The 16,759-nt window shown below is 52.7% G+C and carries 19 protein-coding genes; 6 read left to right on the top strand and 13 right to left on the bottom strand.

The features are described 5' to 3' along the window. The first annotated feature begins 24 nt into the window (after positions 1-24). Positions 25-519, top strand: coding sequence for a thiol peroxidase (gene tpx / locus B2U47_RS11335; protein ID WP_296674532.1), 495 nt, complete (start codon positions 25-27; stop codon positions 517-519). A gap of 184 nt (positions 520-703) precedes the next feature. Next, complete coding sequence (locus B2U47_RS11330; RefSeq protein ID WP_296674533.1) at positions 704-1,192, top strand: hypothetical protein; 489 nt, start codon at positions 704-706, stop codon at positions 1,190-1,192. A 62-nt stretch (positions 1,193-1,254) separates the two neighbouring features. On the opposite strand, the gene B2U47_RS11325 is transcribed toward B2U47_RS11330, so the two are convergent. Continuing rightward, entirely contained in the window at positions 1,255-2,436 is a 1,182-nt protein-coding gene (locus B2U47_RS11325; protein WP_296674535.1) for an acetyl-CoA C-acyltransferase family protein, read from the bottom strand. A gap of 448 nt (positions 2,437-2,884) precedes the next feature. Between B2U47_RS11325 and B2U47_RS11320 the strand changes: the two genes are divergently transcribed. Together B2U47_RS11320 and B2U47_RS11315 are read left to right on the top strand one after the other, a co-directional pair. Beyond that, the gene (locus B2U47_RS11320) at positions 2,885-3,289 is read left to right on the top strand and encodes an SCP2 sterol-binding domain-containing protein (RefSeq protein ID WP_296674536.1); all 405 of its coding nucleotides are present in this window, start codon (positions 2,885-2,887) and stop codon (positions 3,287-3,289) included. Between the two features lie 87 nt (positions 3,290-3,376). Continuing rightward, the gene (locus tag B2U47_RS11315) at positions 3,377-3,994 is read left to right on the top strand and encodes a DUF302 domain-containing protein (protein ID WP_296674539.1); all 618 of its coding nucleotides are present in this window, start codon (positions 3,377-3,379) and stop codon (positions 3,992-3,994) included. A gap of 9 nt (positions 3,995-4,003) precedes the next feature. Here the strand turns inward: B2U47_RS11315 and B2U47_RS11310 are convergent, their stop codons facing one another. Continuing rightward, positions 4,004-4,450, bottom strand: a complete 447-nt coding sequence (locus B2U47_RS11310; protein WP_296674541.1) for a hypothetical protein — start codon at positions 4,448-4,450, stop codon at positions 4,004-4,006. 303 nt (positions 4,451-4,753) lie between these two features. Between B2U47_RS11310 and B2U47_RS11305 the strand changes: the two genes are divergently transcribed. Together B2U47_RS11305 and B2U47_RS11300 are read left to right on the top strand one after the other, a co-directional pair. Then, positions 4,754-5,959: an ammonium transporter gene (locus B2U47_RS11305; RefSeq protein ID WP_296674542.1), complete on the top strand. Its 1,206-nt coding sequence runs from the start codon at positions 4,754-4,756 to the stop codon at positions 5,957-5,959. A gap of 76 nt (positions 5,960-6,035) precedes the next feature. Then, positions 6,036-6,479, top strand: a complete 444-nt coding sequence (locus B2U47_RS11300) for a PGPGW domain-containing protein (RefSeq protein WP_296674544.1) — start codon at positions 6,036-6,038, stop codon at positions 6,477-6,479. Between the two features lie 62 nt (positions 6,480-6,541). On the opposite strand, the gene B2U47_RS11295 is transcribed toward B2U47_RS11300, so the two are convergent. From B2U47_RS11295 to B2U47_RS11245, 11 genes are all read right to left on the bottom strand, one after another. After that, entirely contained in the window at positions 6,542-10,387 is a 3,846-nt protein-coding gene (locus B2U47_RS11295; protein WP_296688377.1) for a DUF3683 domain-containing protein, read from the bottom strand. Between the two features lie 80 nt (positions 10,388-10,467). Then, positions 10,468-10,875, bottom strand: coding sequence for a type II toxin-antitoxin system VapC family toxin (locus B2U47_RS11290; RefSeq protein ID WP_296675918.1), 408 nt, complete (start codon positions 10,873-10,875; stop codon positions 10,468-10,470). A 2-nt stretch (positions 10,876-10,877) separates the two neighbouring features. Next, a complete protein-coding gene (locus B2U47_RS11285) occupies positions 10,878-11,114 on the bottom strand; it encodes an antitoxin (protein ID WP_296675916.1) in 237 nt (78 codons plus the stop codon). Positions 11,115-11,195: 81 nt separating this feature from the next. Continuing rightward, positions 11,196-11,627 (bottom strand): hypothetical protein, encoded by a 432-nt coding sequence (locus B2U47_RS11280; protein WP_296675913.1) that lies wholly within the window; start codon positions 11,625-11,627, stop codon positions 11,196-11,198. A 265-nt stretch (positions 11,628-11,892) separates the two neighbouring features. Beyond that, a complete protein-coding gene (locus B2U47_RS11275) occupies positions 11,893-12,147 on the bottom strand; it encodes a type II toxin-antitoxin system prevent-host-death family antitoxin (protein ID WP_296675924.1) in 255 nt (84 codons plus the stop codon). 137 nt (positions 12,148-12,284) lie between these two features. Then, positions 12,285-13,340 carry a porin gene (locus B2U47_RS11270; RefSeq protein ID WP_296675911.1) on the bottom strand — a complete coding sequence of 352 codons (1,056 nt, stop codon included), beginning with the start codon at positions 13,338-13,340 and terminating at the stop codon, positions 12,285-12,287. Between the two features lie 275 nt (positions 13,341-13,615). Further along, positions 13,616-13,999 (bottom strand): HEPN domain-containing protein, encoded by a 384-nt coding sequence (locus B2U47_RS11265; RefSeq protein ID WP_296675908.1) that lies wholly within the window; start codon positions 13,997-13,999, stop codon positions 13,616-13,618. Next, positions 13,996-14,394 carry a nucleotidyltransferase domain-containing protein gene (locus B2U47_RS11260; RefSeq protein WP_296675906.1) on the bottom strand — a complete coding sequence of 133 codons (399 nt, stop codon included), beginning with the start codon at positions 14,392-14,394 and terminating at the stop codon, positions 13,996-13,998. The genes B2U47_RS11265 and B2U47_RS11260 overlap by 4 nt, the downstream gene beginning before the upstream one ends. Positions 14,395-14,515: 121 nt before the next feature. Then, positions 14,516-14,908 carry a 30S ribosomal protein S9 gene (gene rpsI / locus B2U47_RS11255; RefSeq protein ID WP_296675904.1) on the bottom strand — a complete coding sequence of 131 codons (393 nt, stop codon included), beginning with the start codon at positions 14,906-14,908 and terminating at the stop codon, positions 14,516-14,518. Between the two features lie 16 nt (positions 14,909-14,924). Next, positions 14,925-15,353 carry a 50S ribosomal protein L13 gene (rplM, locus tag B2U47_RS11250; protein WP_296675901.1) on the bottom strand — a complete coding sequence of 143 codons (429 nt, stop codon included), beginning with the start codon at positions 15,351-15,353 and terminating at the stop codon, positions 14,925-14,927. A 295-nt stretch (positions 15,354-15,648) separates the two neighbouring features. Next, complete coding sequence (locus B2U47_RS11245; RefSeq protein ID WP_296675899.1) at positions 15,649-16,749, bottom strand: glycosyltransferase family 2 protein; 1,101 nt, start codon at positions 16,747-16,749, stop codon at positions 15,649-15,651. Positions 16,750-16,759 lie beyond the last annotated feature (10 nt).

Below are 16,759 nucleotides of genomic sequence, written 5' to 3'. Positions count from 1 at the left end.
GCAACAAACGGAAGGAAACACAATATGGCAACCATTACCTTGCAAGGCAACCCCTTTGAAACCGTTGGCAACCTGCCAGCCGTCGGCAGCGACGCTCCGGCATTCACCCTAGTCAAAACCGACCTGTCTGAAGTGGGTATGGGCGATTTCGCAGGCAGAACTGTCGTTCTGAACATTTACCCCAGCGTGGATACCGGTATCTGTGCTGCATCCACCCGCCGTTTCAACGAAGTCGCCAGCAGCAACCCTGACGTAGCCGTTCTGTGCGTTTCGGCTGACCTGCCATTTGCCCACAGCCGTTTCTGTGGCGCAGAAGGTCTGGAAAACGTGGTTTCCCTGTCCACGTTCCGCAGTGCGGATTTCGGCAAGGATTATGGCGTCACCATCGCCAATGGCCCACTGGCTGGTCTGATGTCCCGCGCTGTCGTGGTCATCAAGGACGGCAAGGTTGCTTATACCGAGCAAGTACCTGAAATCGTGCAAGAGCCAAACTACGACGCAGCCCTCGCTGCCCTGTAAGTTCCGCCCTCTGCCAAAACAGAACAGAAAGCCCGCAGGTTGCGGGCTTTCTTGTTTATGGCATAAAAATCATACAGATAACAGCAAAATATCCAACCTCTGCTACACTCCTGTTAACACCCTTATGTATAACAACCCGTTGAGCGTTCAGGGTATATCGACTTGAGTGTTTCAGGAAAAAAACATGCAAAACAGAACTCTTGCCGCGCTTGCCGCCACATGGGTAGCAGGGGCGTTGGTTACGCCTGTTAGTGCTGACACCTGCACAGGCTCCTTCTACTGTTATGGCAGCTCTGCTGTCAGTGTCGTACATACGGCAACCCGACCGCCACCTATTCCGCCCCCCAACGCCAACCACATGCGTCAACGCAATCGGGCACAACTGGCGGCTCGCACCAACAACAGCCCCGCCCCGACAGCAGTCGTGCGTGCGCCTGTAGTGTTACGTCAACCTGCACCTGCTCCGGCGACAATTAACACGTTCGCTAACCGCCCTCCCCCCGTCAATCGGGCGGGCTGTGAAGAAGCCAGACAAGGCTTACTGAAACGGGCAGCAGGACTGGAAAGCCAGGCAGTGCTAGCATCCAGAGACGGGCAGCAACAGCGTTCCATCGTCCTGTTCCGTGATGCGGGCAAAATGAGGGCGGATGCACAGCGGATAAGTTGCCGCTAAACACCATAAAAAAAGCCACAGATGCGTGAACACCTGTGGCTTGTTGCGTTTGTAGCTAAGGCTTACAGACGCTCGAAGATCGCAGCAATACCTTGACCGCCACCGATACACATTGTGACCAAAGCGTACTTACCGTTGGTACGTTGCAGTTCATACAGTGCTTTGGTCGCGATGAATGCACCGGAACAGCCTACCGGATGACCCAATGCAATCGCGCCACCGTTAGGGTTGGTTTTGCACATATCCAGTTCCAGACCTTTAGCAACAGCCAGAGCCTGTGCAGCAAAGGCTTCGTTGGATTCGATGACATCCATCTGATCCAGTGACAAACCCGCCTTTTTCAGTGCCAGTTTGGAAGCTGGAATTGGGCCTTCACCCATGATTTCGTTCCCTACACCAGCAACGGCGTAAGACACCAGACGCGCCATCGGCTTGTGGCCTGCATTCAGGGCAACATCAGCGGCGGCCAGAACAAAGAATGCTGCACCGTCGTTGATACCGGAAGCGTTACCGGCGGTCACTGTGCCGTCTTTCTTGAAAGCCGGGCGCATTTTGGCCAGAGATTCCAGCGTTGTGCCGGGCTTGAGGTGTTCGTCGGTATCGAATACCACGTCGCCCTTACGGGTCTTTTTCACAATGGGTACGATTTGCGATTTGAAACGACCATCAGCTTGTGCTGCGGCTGCACGCTGCTGGGATTCCACCGCAAACGCATCTTGCTCTTCACGGCTGATATTCCACTTGGTCGCCAGATTTTCAGCCGTAATGCCCATGTGGCCCACGCCGAACGGGTCAGTCAGGACGGCAACCATCGCATCAATGGCACTGGTATCGCCCATGCGTGCACCTGAGCGCAGGGCTGGCAGCATGTAGACACCTTTGGACATCACTTCCACACCACCACCGACGCCGTAGTCAGCATCGCCCAGCATGATGTTTTGCGCGGTGGTCACAATTCCCTGCAAACCAGATGAGCACAGGCGATTGAGCTGCATCGCAACGGACTCTTTCGACAAACCGGCTTGAATCGAGGCAACCCGCGAAACGTAAGCATAACGGGAATCGGTAGGAATACAGTTACCGACGGTGACATAGCTGATTGCTTCCGGGTCAACACCAGAACGTGTTACGGCTTCCTTCATGACGGAACCAGCCAGATCGCAAGGATCCATATCCGCTAGTGAACCACCGAACGCACCAATCGCAGAACGCACCGCACTTAATACAACAACATCTCTACTCATCATTTTTCTCCCAGGATAACAAAACCACGTCTACACTAAACCTCTGTGAACACATGGATAACTACTTAAAAACAAGTGATGCCAACTGCGATGTAATGCTTATTTTTGAACTGGCAAGACTAACGCCACGCACAGTACGCCACATCATACCGCATCCAACCCACAAGAAGCACCCCCTGCCGCCGCAGTTGCTACGGAGTCCAGCCGTAAAGCCGTACTATCGTTCAAACTTAGCGGGCTTGCTGCTACACTAGATGCGGTGGTTTGCTGCTACGTTGTCAAGTTGTTCAACTGTGCACAAACAGCCAGTACAATGTAAAAATTGACACAAAGCACCAAATTATCACTTCTTGTGGATTGCGCAACGCAAGAATGCAGGATATACAGGATTTTGCAACTTTCATATTAAACAACAGTTACTTCACAAATACGCATTAGGAGAGGAACCATGCCACAATTGTTTTCTGCTGAATGGATGAACGAACTCAAGGATCTGTGGAACGCAGACCCCGATGTCAAAGACAAACTGGCTGCCATTGGCTTTAATTCTGTCATTACCTGCGGCCTGAAGGGTGAAGCTAAACCACTGGGTGTATTCGTGGTCGTTGACGGCGAATGTGTCCGTGCTGGCGACTACAACGGCGAAACCCCAGACTGGGACATGCGTGCTGATCGCAAGGACTGGCTGAAATGGACCAAAGACCCGCTGGGCATGGTCGGTTTGGGCACTGCCTACACCTTTGGAAAACTGAAGTTCCTGGTTGGTGACTACGGTGCAATGATCAAGAATCCGGCGATGGCTGGCCCATTCATCAAATCTTTCGGTTTGATGGCCAAGATCGACACCCAGTAACTTTCTTTTTTAATGGAATAATCCTTGATAAAAAGCCGTCTATTGATGGCTTTTTTAACACAAAGAACCGCAGGAACCCTTATGAACATGATCCGTAACCTTCTTGCCATCATCGGCCTGATCGCCATCATTGGTGGTGGCTTTGCCTACAGCAAATTTAGCGGCATGATGGCACAAATGGGCGAAATGGACATTGCTGCCGAAAAAGCAGCCCTTGATCAGCTCGACCCCAAAGCCAAAGATGTCTACATGAACATGTGGAAAAAGCTCAAGGAAACCGGCAACTCAGCAGATGCGACTGTTGTCAGCTATCCGCTGGCTGATGGCCTTTCCCCGCAAGACGCCGAAGAAACCATGAAAATGGTTGCCAATGAGCACAACATCAAAGCGGTTGGTGAACTGCCGCTGTCTGAACAGGTCAAGCTGGAAACAGGGCAAGACCAGCGTTTCCTGAAAATCTATCAGTTCTGTAACCCGCAGACTGCGATGAAAATGGTCGAATACAGCGATGCATTCTCCGCTTACCTGCCCTGCCGGATTGCCATGATTCAGGGCAAAGATGGCAAATACAAGCTGATGTCACTGGATATGGATATGATGATCCACGGCGGCAAAACCCTGCCACCTGATCTTCATGCCGAAGCCAAGAAAGTGCAAGACATCATCACTGACATCATGAAACGCGGTGCAGCAGGCGATTTCTAAGCAGCCGACTCAGGATGAAGGTGAAGCGACCTTCCCTTCATCCGCTCCAAACACCACGCCCAGCGTCACCAGCACCATGCTGGCATACCACAGCCAGAAACCCGCCCCCAACTGCACCACATGCATAGCGGTTTCACCACCGGGAATGTCATCAAACCAGAAGGACTGCCCAGCCAATAACACCCCCATGACTGCCAGCACCATTGCCCGGTTAGGGTAACGGTACATCAGCAACACTGCCAACAATTCCAGCAAGTTTGCATACCAGCCAAACTGGAACAGAGCAAAACCCATCCAACCGGTTGTCAATACCCAATAGCCCATCACCACCCCATGTGTGGTATGAAATGCCACCTGAGTCAGTGACAACACCCACAACAAACCACCCAGAAACAATCCTGCTTCCGGCAAAGACAACCAACCCGGTTTCATTATGCGCAATAACACTGCATCCATTTCCTGTTCCTCGCGAGCATCCAGTCTCTACGTTAAAAAGCCGTTTAGCCAACAAGTATAGAAACAGCCGGTACAAGCTGCATGATAAAGCGCAAATTCCATTTTTGGTGCGGCCAATGCACTATTTTAGAGCCAATACAATCTTTTGCACCAATACTGTGAAATTTTCATGATCACATCGGCAATAGTACAAAAAAATCATTGGAAATCACCACCTTTGTGCATTTTACGTCTGGAAAGCCTCTCAAGGGTGTTTATGATGGAGCCACTTTCCCCTTGTTTGTGTTTTTGGAGGTCACTGGAATGGAAGAACTTGTACCCGCACTGGATACGTTGTTCGTACTGATGGGCGCAGTCATGGTATTAGCCATGCACGCAGGCTTTGCCTTTCTGGAAGTCGGCACGGTACGCCATAAAAACCAGGTCAATGCACTGGTCAAGATTATTGTCGATTTCGCCGTTTCGACCATCGCGTATTTCTTTATCGGCTATATGGTGGCTTATCAAACCGGCTTCTTCTCGCCTGCCGGAACACTGGCTGCCAATAACGGTTACGATCTGGTCAAGTTTTTCTTCCTGTTGACATTTGCAGCAGCAATTCCAGCCATCATTTCCGGCGGAATTGCAGAACGGGCAAAGTTTTACCCGCAACTGATTGCCACTTTTGTGATTGTGGCTTTCATTTACCCCTTCTTTGAAGGCATGATCTGGAACGTTGACCCCGCCAATCCGCAAGGCGTGCAAGGCTGGATCAAAAGCATGTTTGGTGTCACGTTCCATGACTTTGCCGGTTCCGTAGTGGTACACGCGATGGGTGGCTGGCTGGCTCTGGGCGCAGTGATCCTGCTGGGGCATCGGCAAGGCCGCTACAACAAGCACGGACAACCGATGTCGGCGCACCCACCTTCCAGCATCCCGTTTTTAGCCATCGGTGCGTGGATTCTGGCAGTCGGCTGGTTTGGCTTTAACGTGATGTCAGCACAGAAAATCGGTGGCATCAGTGGGCTGGTGGCGATCAACTCGCTGATGGCAATGGTCGGAGGCATCCTGGCAGCCCTGTTCGTAGGCAAAAATGACCCTGGTTTCGTCCATAACGGCCCACTGGCAGGTCTGGTCGCGGTCTGTGCTGGCTCTGACCTGATGCACCCGCTGGGTGCACTGGCGGTCGGCGTAGTCGCAGGGGCACTGTTCGTATGGGCTTTCACCATGACCCAAAATAAATTGAAAATCGACGATGTGCTGGGTGTGTGGCCACTGCATGGCTTATGCGGTGCATGGGGCGGTATTGCTGCGGGTATTTTCGGACTGGAAGCGCTAGGTGGCATCGGTGGCGTCAGCTTCGGGGCACAACTGGTCGGCACACTGATTGGCGTAGGCATTGCAACAGCGGGAGGCTTTATTGTTTACGGCATCCTCAAGGCAACGATGGGGCTACGTTTGTCGCAGGAAGAGGAATACAACGGGGCGGATTTAAGCATCCACAAGATCAAGGCCAACCCGGATACCTGATCAACAAGGTTTCTTTTAGCCCCTCAAACATCTGCGTAGAATCAACCCCCGTGATTCACACCCACGGGGGTTTTCTTTGGAACAATTATTTGTCTGGTTGGGTATATTCTCTGCCGTAACCTTTGTGTTTTCGCTGCTGGCATTACCGTGGCTACTAGGCAAGGTTCCAGTCGACTATTTCACCCGTCCGCGTGACCCGCATCGCTGGCATGTCTTGCTGCAACCCCATGCCATTCTTCGCAACCTGCTGGGGCTACCGGTAGTACTGGCGGGTATCGCCATGCTGGTTTTGCCGGGGCAAGGTCTGCTCACCATCATGGTGGGACTGGGAATCATGAATTTCCCCGGCAAATTCGAGCTGGAAAAGTGGGTAATCACCCGCAAGGGCGTGTTGTACGCAACCAATTGGCTGCGGCAAAAGAACGGTCATCCACCGGTTGAAGAACCCCTCACCCCCTACCCCCCGCACCCAGCCACCTTTGGCGTCGTCCCTCAAGGGGAGAGGGGGAACAAAAAATAACCCATTCATCATTCTTTATAGCCCTTCTCCCCTTGAGGGAGAGGGGTTGGGGTGAGGGGTTCCTACAACAGCACTTTCTCAATACCCCCGTGTGTCACCTTTTCCACAAACCCTTGCTGCCAATCCTTACCCAGCAAATGGTTGGTCATTTCCACCACAATGTAATCGGTTTCCATGCCAGTATCATCCACATAGCGTGACAGCCCCTGCTGGCAGGCCGGGCAGGAGGTGAGGATTTTCACCTTGCCATCCTGCGCCATCTCACTACCAGTCAGTTCCTTGACACCCATTTTAAGGCTTTCGGTTTTGCGGAAGCGTAACTGGCTGGCGATGTCAGGGCGGCTGATGGCAAATGTACCTGCCTCCCCACAGCAGCGTTCGCTCAGCACCACGTTGGAACCTGTCAGTTCTTTGACAGCTTTCAACGGGTTGACCTGCTTCATCGGCGTATGGCACGGGTCATGATAAACATACTGGATACCGCTAACCCCTTCCATTTTCATGCCCTTTTCTAGCAAGTATTCGTGGATGTCGAGCAAGCGGCAACCGGGGAAAATACGCTCGAATTCGTATTTGAGCAACTGATCCATGCACGTCCCACACGACACGATCACGGTCTTGATGTCGAGGTAACTCAAGGCATTGGCAACACGATGGAACAGCACGCGGTTTTCGGTAGAAATCTGCGTGCCCTTCTTCAAGTCACCCCCGGCATTCTGCGGGTAGCCGCAGCACAGATAGCCCGGTGGCAACACGGTGGTCGCGCCGGTTTCATACAACATCGCCAGCGTTGCCAACCCGACCTGGCTGAACAAGCGTTCGGAACCACAGCCGGGGAAATAGAACACCGCATCACCGCGCTCCTTGCTGGCATCACGCAAAATCGGGATCACCTGATTATCTTCCAGACCCAGCATCGCGCGGGTGGTCTTGGCCGGAAGCCCCTTGGGCAGCGGCTTTTTGACGAACTGGATCACCTGTTCCTTGATCGGCGGCTTGCCCAAAGTGGCGGCAGGTGGTTTGCCATTACCCACCAGCCCGGCATTTTTCGCCAGCTTGTGGGCAAAACGTTGCGCCTTGTAGCCGAACTCGATCATGCCCTTACGCATCAGGTTGATCTGAGTCGGGTCTTTCAGGTTGAGGAACTGCATCGACGCCCACGTCACCGGGCTGGTCTTTTTCTTGCCACGTTCGCGCAGGATGCTGCGCATCCGCACGCTGACCTCGCCGAAGTCGATATTGACCGGACAAGGGTTGACGCACTTGTGGCACACGGTGCAATGGTCGGCCACATCATTCATCTCGTCGAAATGGCGGATGGAAATGCCGCGCCGGGTCTGTTCCTCGTACAGGAATGCCTCGATCATCAGGCCGGTGGCCAGAATCTTGTTGCGCGGCGAATACAGCAGGTTGGCACGCGGGATGTGCGTATTACACACCGGCTTGCACTTGCCGCAGCGCAGGCAGTCCTTGATGTCCTTGTTGAGCGCCCCGAGTTCGTTGTGTTCCAGCAGCAGGGCTTCGCGTTCCACCAGCCGTAGCGACGGGGTGTAGGCATTCTGCAAACCGGAACCGGGCAACAGCTTGCCCTTGTTGAAATTGCCCTGCGGGTCAACCTGCTGCTTGTAATCGGCAAACTCGTTGATTTCGCGCTCATCCAGATACTGGTATTTGGTAATGCCGATGCCGTGTTCACCGGAAATCACCCCATCCAGCGAGCGTGCCAGCAGCATGATCTCATCCACCATGCCCTCAGCTTCGTGCAACATCTGGTAATCGTTGGAGTTGACCGGGATGTTGGTATGCACATTGCCGTCACCGGCGTGCATGTGCAGCGCCACGAACAACCGGCTGGTACGGATACGACGGTGGACTTTTTCCAATGCCTGCATCAGCGGTTCCAGTTCGCGCCCGGCAAACATTTCCTGCAACGGTTTGAGGATTTCCGCCCGGTAGGAAATGCGCAACTCACGCCGCAACAGCAGGTCAATCACCCGGTCGGTCGGGCGCTGGGCAGCTTTGGCGGTGTCATCCAGCAAATCCTGATGGTCGGCAGCAGGCGCGTTGAAATTCGCCAGAATCTGTTCCCAGCGGGCTTTGCGCTGGCGCAGGAACGCGGTGGCGTGGGCAACCTTGTTGGCGAGGATGGCGCTGCGTTCCTCGCTGGCCTCGTAATCCACCACCGTGCGTAATTCCGGCAAATCGCCCGCCAGATGTTCCAGCAAGGCGTCAATCATGCGCAGCTTGTTCTGCATTGACTGGCGGATATTGATGGTTTCGATGCCTTCGGTGTAACGGGCAAGGTTATGCAGCGGGATTACCACGTCTTCGTTGACCTTGAAGGCGTTGGTGTGGGCAGCAATCGCGGCGGTGCGCGAACGGTCAGCCCAGAACTGGCGACGCGCTTCCGGGCTGATGGCAACGAAACCTTCGGCATTGCGGGCATTGGCCAGCCGCACCACTTCGGCAGCCGATTCGGCCACCGCCTTTTCGTCATCGCTCACAATATCAGCAATCAGCACCATTTTCGGCAACATGCCGCGTGCGCCTTTCGGAGTGTATTTCACCGCCTTGACATAGCGTTCGTCGAGATGCTCAAGGCCAGACAGCAGCACGTCATTGCGCCCGTCGAGGTAGTTTTTCACCTCGACGATGGCGGGAACAGCTTCGTGCAAATCCGTGCCATAGAATTCAAGGCAAACGGTGCGGATTTGGTCGGGCATCCGGTGCAGGATGAATTCGCCGGAGGTGATCAAGCCATCGCAACCTTCCTTTTGTACACCCGGCAAGCCGCCGAGGAACTTGTTGGTCACATCCTTACCCAGCCCTTCCTTGCGGAAATAGCGGCCTTCAAAGCTGAGGACTTGCGCCTCACCTTTGCGGGTTTTGCCATCCGGCTGGAAACGTTGCACCGAGAATTGCACGGTGGGCTGGTCGTGGATTTTGCCAAGGTTGTGGTTGAGGCGGGTAACTTCCAACCAGTTGGCATCCGGCGTGACCATGCGCCAGGACAGCAGGTTGTCGAGGGTCGTCCCCCACAATACCGCTTTCTTGCCACCCGCATTCATGGCGATATTGCCGCCGATGGTGGAAGCATCCTGCGAAGTCGGGTCGACCGCAAACACCAGCCCGTGCTTGCCTGCCAGATCCGAAACGCGGCGGGTAATCACGCCTGCGCCAGTTCGCACCACCGCCACGGTCTTGTCGACACCCGGCAAATCGTTACGGTACTGGACTTCGCTGATGAATTCGAGCTTTTCGGTATTGATGACAGCACTGCGGGCATCCAGCGGGACAGCGCCGCCAGTATAGCCCGTGCCGCCGCCGCGTGGGATCACGGTCAGACCGAGCGCGATACACTCACCCACCAGTGCCGCCATTTCCTCTTCGGTATCCGGGGTCAACACCACGAACGGCAGTTCCACGCGCCAGTCGGTGGCATCGGTGACATGCGAGACGCGGGCAAGGCCATCGAACTGCACATTGTCCTTGCGGGTAATTTTGCACAAGCGCTTGCGGGTTTTTTCGCGCAAATCGTATTCGGCACGGAAGTCGGCAGAAAACTTGTCCAAGGCGGCACGCGCAATCTGCACCATTTCCAGCGTGTTGACATTGCCTTTGGCACGTTCTTCGATCGTTGCTACCCGCCCGTTGAGGGTATCAAGCAAGGACTGGCGACGTTCACGGTTTTCCAGCAGGTCGTCGTGGATGTAGGGGTTGCGCTGCACAATCCACATATCGCCGAGGATTTCCAGCAGCATGTGTGAGGAAATGCCGGTTTCGCGCTTTTCACGCAGGGTTTGCAGGATTTCCCACGCCCGCGTCCCCAACAGGCGCTGGACGATTTCCTTGTCAGAGAAAGAGGTGTAGTTGTAAGGAATTTCCCGGATCGGGTGTATGGCAGTCATCGCGTTCACACGGTTTTGCAAAGATGCGTAGTGTAGCGCGGTGCAGCATTGAAAAAAACCAGTGGATTAGACGGGAATTATTAGGCCAACCAGTTTTCAACAGACAGACCGGGCACACGCTCAAACTCACCCGTGTTATCCGTCACAATAACCAAACCAAGACTCAGCGCATGAGCAGCAATCAACAAGTCATTAGCACCAATCATCTGCCCTGTACGCTCAAGACAGGTACGTACTTCTGCATAGGCATGGTCAGCAGGTGCATCCAGCGGCAACACATCGAGACTGGCAAGAATTTGCTCTACCCACATCGTTAAATTTGCCGAGTTCTTTTTCTGAGCTCCGAAACGCAATTCGGCAGCCACCACAATACTCGTACAAACGGCGCTTTCCCCTACTTGCTGCAAATACTGGTATACCGAACCGTGTGGCTGACGGTACAAACTGGAAATGATATTGGTGTCCAGCAAGTAACGATAATTGGTCATACTCAAAACACCACATCGTCGATCGGTAACTGATCATCAAAACGTGGAAAATCTTCTGATGCCGGTGAACTAGCAGCTAAAAATGCCAGCAAGGAAAGGCGCTGTAACGGCTCAATCACCAAACAATTACCTTCCCGACGAATAATGACTTCATTCCCTGGCAACTCGTATTCACGTGGAATACGGATAGCCTGATTACGCCCATTACGAAACAAACGAACATGACGCTCTGCCAACATACAAATTCCCTCAAAGCCTATGCCACAGCCTATGCTAAATCATTGGTGTATTACTGACAAGCAACTGTCAAGTTTTCGGGCTTATCGCCACAACCTGCGGCTCTGGGCAATTTTGGCAGAAACTTCCTGCTGGAATTCCGGCGGGCCGTAAGCAATGGTTTGCTGCTCCCGCTGCAATTTACCATTGACCAGCATCTGCTCTGTGTACAACAACGGCCTGCCCTGCTGCTCGGCAAACTGTTTCAGCCAGTTAAGGGCGCGGGGCGGAATCCGCTTGCCAACCGGCACAGCCACATCAACGGGCAGACCGCGCCACTGGAGCTTGTTGAACAGCACCATCACCTTGGCTTCGTTTGGTTTCATCCAGTCCGGCAAGGGGCTGTTGGGGATGATCCAGCCGCAGTTGAAATTGTCGCAGGGGTCAAGCGGGCGGTTAGCGTAGTCATTGCAACCTTTACCGGTACTATGCGGGCAAGGGCAACCGGGGTACACATCTGCACCACGGATATTCATTTGCACCCAACCATCGCAACAAGCGGTGCAAGGTTGGCATTGGCGGGAAGGTTTCAACGGGATTACCTCTCATTACCGGGCAGGACTAACCCATTTTCTTCTGCATACTGCCTGACGGTCAGAACCCTAATGCCTTGATAAGGACACAGTTTCTGTGGATGCAAGCAGCTTGTAATGTTCAGCGGCGTGGAAAAAGACCTGATAGGGAAGCTGATGCGGCTTCAGGAACACCCCTATCATAGTGCTGGTATCGAAAACAACAAACTTACGGACGAAGTTCATGGACGAGCTTATTGATGTCATCAAGTGTCAATTTTTCCGCTTCTGGATTGGTTTTGAGCGCATCCATGTATTGCTTCATTTGTGCAACCTTATACAGATGCATCGCTTCTTTCCAGACGTCATAGGGAACGATAGCCAGCGTAGGTCGACCATATTGGGTAACAACCACATCCTCCCCGCGCAACACCATGTTTGCCACTTGACCAAAACTGTTTTGTACTTCACGCGAAGCCAACATTTTCACAGCGATACCCTGCCGATGAGATAATTAACAGTTGCATTGTAGCTATCTTAGCTATAATACTCAACATATACCACAACGAGAAAAGGCTCCCGAAGGAGCCTTTTCTTTAACTGTAAACCAAACCCGAAGGATTAGAATTCAGTAACCAAACCAACCGCAGTAGCAGTGTTTTTAGCTTGACCGTTCAAAACGGCTGTTGGGTTCTTGTTGATAGAGTGCAACAAGTAGACAGATGTCTTTTTGCCCAAGCTGTAGTCAGCCGCAACAGAAGTCAGCTTTTCTTTGCCTGCGTTTTTAATCTTGGCTTCGCCAACCTGACCTTTCAAAGTAACGTTGCCCATTTTGTAAGCACCATTCAACAGCACATTAGTGCCGTCATTTTGGGTATTGGCAAAGTCAACTTTTTCATAAACCAAGTTAGCTTGATGACCTGCTTCTGCTTTCCAGCCCAAGCCCAAGTTGGTTTTCTTAGCAGTTTTGGAAACAGCAGTGTGACCCAAACCAGCATACCAAGGACCATTGCTGTAGTTAACCATTGCAGTGTTAGCTTCTTTAGAAACAACTGCTGCACCGGCTTGAGCAACACCTGCTGCTGATACAGTACCAGCATTAACACCCGCTGCAACGTCGATGTCACCCGCAGTAATACCAGTTGAGTGAGCAACAGCAACACCTACAGGGCCAAACTTGTTGATGTAAGCAACTGCGTTGTTTACGCGGTCGGCATCAGAAGTAATGATGTTTGCCATGTCAGCATAGCTGTCAGCGAAGATGTCTTGACCAGCAGTAGCCAGCTTGGCTGGAGTATCGTGCTTACCAACACGAACTTCACCAAAACCACCTTTCAAACCAACAAACTGGTTACGAGAGCTTAAACCAGGGTTGCTTGCAGCAGTACCCACGTTACCACCAGCAATAGCAGAGCCACCGTTGTCACCATCCAGATCAACGCCGTACTCCAAGCCGTAAGTGGCTGACATACCGTTGTCCAGAGCAGTAGAACCCTTAATGCCAAAACGGGAAGAATGGCTTTCTACGCCAGTCTCAGTACTAGTTACACCAGCACCGTTGTCATTTTTAACGGAACCTACGGAAGCGTGCAGTTTGCCGTACAGAGTAGTATCGGCCATAGCAGCAGCAGGGGCAATCAGGCCAGCAGCAACTGCGATTACGAGCAATTTTTTCATGAGTCGACTCCTATTTAAGGGTTGTCCTGTCATTAAAGTTGAAATTCGATTTGTTCAATCTGACGGATGTATTTATACATCCCTTGCCAGCGTCTTGCAACAGCTTTTTTGCAAATACGCTACAAAGTTTAGCTCAGATGTTGCGGAAATGCCACATGGATTGAGTGACGGAATGATGAAAAAGTGATGAACGGCAAACTATTAGGCAATTCAATGGATTACTGTACCGGACAAAATGCTGGGCAGCGGGTGTATTGCAGAAAGCAGATTGTCAGTCACTGTGCAAACGTTTGGCGAATTGTGCCAACAAATCCTGTTGCCTGCTCAACTACCCAAACTGCACGATCAATACTCACCTCTTCCCCAGTATAATCAGCCAACAACCTTACCTGCTCAACTTCATTAAGCAATCGACCAAACTCTCGGGGCAGATAACCACCTTGCACAATGTGCAACCCGAATGCACCAATCAACCCACGGTGGGTCTTTGTAATACTGCCCGAAACATCAATACCTGATGCCAGCAAGGCTGCGTGAGCTGCATCATACATGGCGTAATAAGCACGGTTACATGCCCCCTCCACATCCCCACTGGTCAACAGCAAGTTTGCAGACGAAAGCGCCCGCTCAGCCTTCTGCATATAATTATCAAAGGTCATGCAGCCAGACCCATGAGAGGAATGCCTTCACGACGAATATTAGCCAGCAGCTCTGGATTACTGAACATCTCAGGATGCTCCAGTTCACTTTCCCAGAGTGGTAAAGCCTGCACCAGAACCCCTGTATCCAGCATCACATCAAAAGCAACTCCGGCCATCTCCACGGTTGCATCCACCCGCTTGCCACGTTGACCAGATAACACAACAGCAATATCTGCGTCACTGTCAAGCCGGTGAGTATGCCGCGCACGACTGCCAAACAGGAATGCCGCCGCCACCGGAAACATCTGACTAATCCTGCCAAGGAACATCGCTGCCGCATTTCGGGTATCTGCATCAATGCCAGCCACATCGACCACAGAGTGAACCTGAGAAGCCAAAAAAAGATTTTCCATAACCACACTACTCCCAACAAACGTACAACCACTGGAATAGCGGTACTACCTGGCAGTGAGTATAACGCAAAAAGCCGCCCGGCAAACCAGGGCGGCTTTTTGCAGACAGTTCGGGCGAAAATTAACGCTTGGAGAACTGTGTAGCGCGACGTGCTTTGTGCAAACCGACTTTCTTACGTTCAACTTCGCGGGCGTCACGGGTCAGGAAGCCTTCAGACTTCAGGGAGCCGCGCAGACCCTCGTCATATTGCAGCAATGCGCGGGCGATACCCAAACGGATAGCACCAGCCTGACCAGTAATGCCACCGCCTGTTACCGTGACATTCACATCAAACTTTTCAGTCATGTCAACAGTGTTCAGTGGTTGGCGAACGATCATGCTGCCGGTTTCGCGACCGAAGAACTCGTTCAGTGCTTTGCCGTTAACCGTGATATTGCCACTACCTGCACGCAGGAAAACGCGGGCAGATGAGGATTTGCGACGACCAGTGCCGTAGTATTGTGTTTCAGCCATGTTGGTTCCTGCCCAATCAGAGTTCCAGCGCCTGCGGCTGCTGTGCGTGGTGGTTGTGTTCTGCGCCTGCGTAAACTTTCAGTTTGCGGAACATGGCGCGACCCAGTGGATTTTTTGGCAACATGCCCTTGACTGCGATCTCGATGACACGGCCTGGGGCGCGTTGCTGCATCTTTTCAAACGTGAAAGCACGCATGTTGCCGATGTAGCCGGTGTGATGGTAGTAAGTCTTGTCTTTTGCCTTGTTGCCGGTAACTGCAACCTTGTCAGCATTGACGATGACGATGTAGTCGCCCGTATCAACGTGCGGGGTGTATTCCGGCTTGTGCTTGCCACGCAAACGCCGGGCAACTTCGGTGGCCAGACGGCCAAGCGCCTTGCCTTCAGCGTCCACGACGTACCAGTCGCGTTTTACCTCGGCTGGCTTTGCACTGAATGTTTTCATCTTGCTCAATCCACTTCTATAGTCTGTTTTGTCGATCCACCCCGTCTTGAGAAAGATGGGGGAACAAAGAAACGCGGGATTCTAGGGGAAACACCGCGTTTTCTCAAGTCTTTCCGTCTGGTGCGCAGAAAAAAATGCCTTCCACCAAGGGAAGGCAATAACTCTTGCCAGACGCATGAAAAAACCTGAATACCGGATGGTGGGCAAAAAAAACGCGACCCTTAAAGAGTCGCGCAATTACCACCAAAGGAGGATGGAGGAGTGTTAGTCCGGTGTCAAACAATATGAGATTATTCTAATATTCTAACTCTTTACTGTCAACATCCTGTAATAAATTTTCTTTCAAGTTGTCAAAATCCGTGCCAACTTCGGCAGAAGGCGAGAAAACCGGCAATATGCCTGCCACTGCCAGCGAAACAGATGAAAAACTGCGCCAACGACTGCTTGGCGTAAACATGGGCTGTTGCCAGTATGACTTTTGCACACTGATCAGGCGGCACGCCCCATGTGGCAAGCGTTGATAATGCCTACCCAGTCGAAAGCCGATCAGTTTGATGAATGTCTGTAAGGCAGCCAGTGGCAACAGACGCTTGCGCCTTGCCCCCAAATAAGCGATCAGGGAACGGACATACGTCCCTGCTTCCTGATCTGGCGCTCCCACTGTCTGCATCAGTGCCTGTTCCGTGGTATGAAACACACCCACATCGAAATAGCGCCGGAAGATTTGCCGCAAGGAATAATGGTGGGAATGCTCCACGGTGCTATCAGCCGCATAAACGGTTTTCCAGCCTGCCAGTAACAACCGGGCAGCCACATAACTATCTTCACTGACGATGATATTGTGTGGGAAACCACCAATGCTGCGTAATGCCCGCGCCCGGTAGACCGCATAAACATCAGAAGAAAACGCAGCACGATAACCCATCTGCCGGAAACTGTGCCGGTCACGGATGGAACTTTCCGCCGGGTAAGTAAAGCTGCGGGCATGACATTCCAGTAAATCGGCCTCAGCCCTTGGCAAGTGCCTCCCGTAAGCCAGCCCGACCTGCGGGTCAGCATCAAACCAACGGAGAATGCGTTCCAGAGAATCGGTCTGTTTGAGGATGGCATCCTGGGTCAGGTAAACCAGCAAGTCGGCATCGGGGCACAACTCGGCTGCCAGTTGGCGGGTTCCACCGTGGTTGAATTCTGTCGGGTTGATACGCAACACATCTAGCCCCGCTGCACTGGCGAGTTCTGCCGTGTGGTCTTCCGAAGTGGAATCAATCACCAGATAACGTCCGGCCAGCACTGTCTGCTGCTGGATGGCCTGAATCCATTCCACCCACAGCTTGCCTGCATTGAGGGTCAGGACAATGACCGCCACGTCCGTGCGGTTGATTTTATTCTTCAGCATACAAACCCCG

Origin of the sequence: Thiothrix sp. UBA5583 (assembly GCA_002425225.1) — a bacterium.
GTDB lineage: Bacteria > Pseudomonadota > Gammaproteobacteria > Thiotrichales > Thiotrichaceae > Thiothrix > Thiothrix moscowensis.
This window is presented reverse-complemented; position numbering and strand designations above follow the sequence as displayed.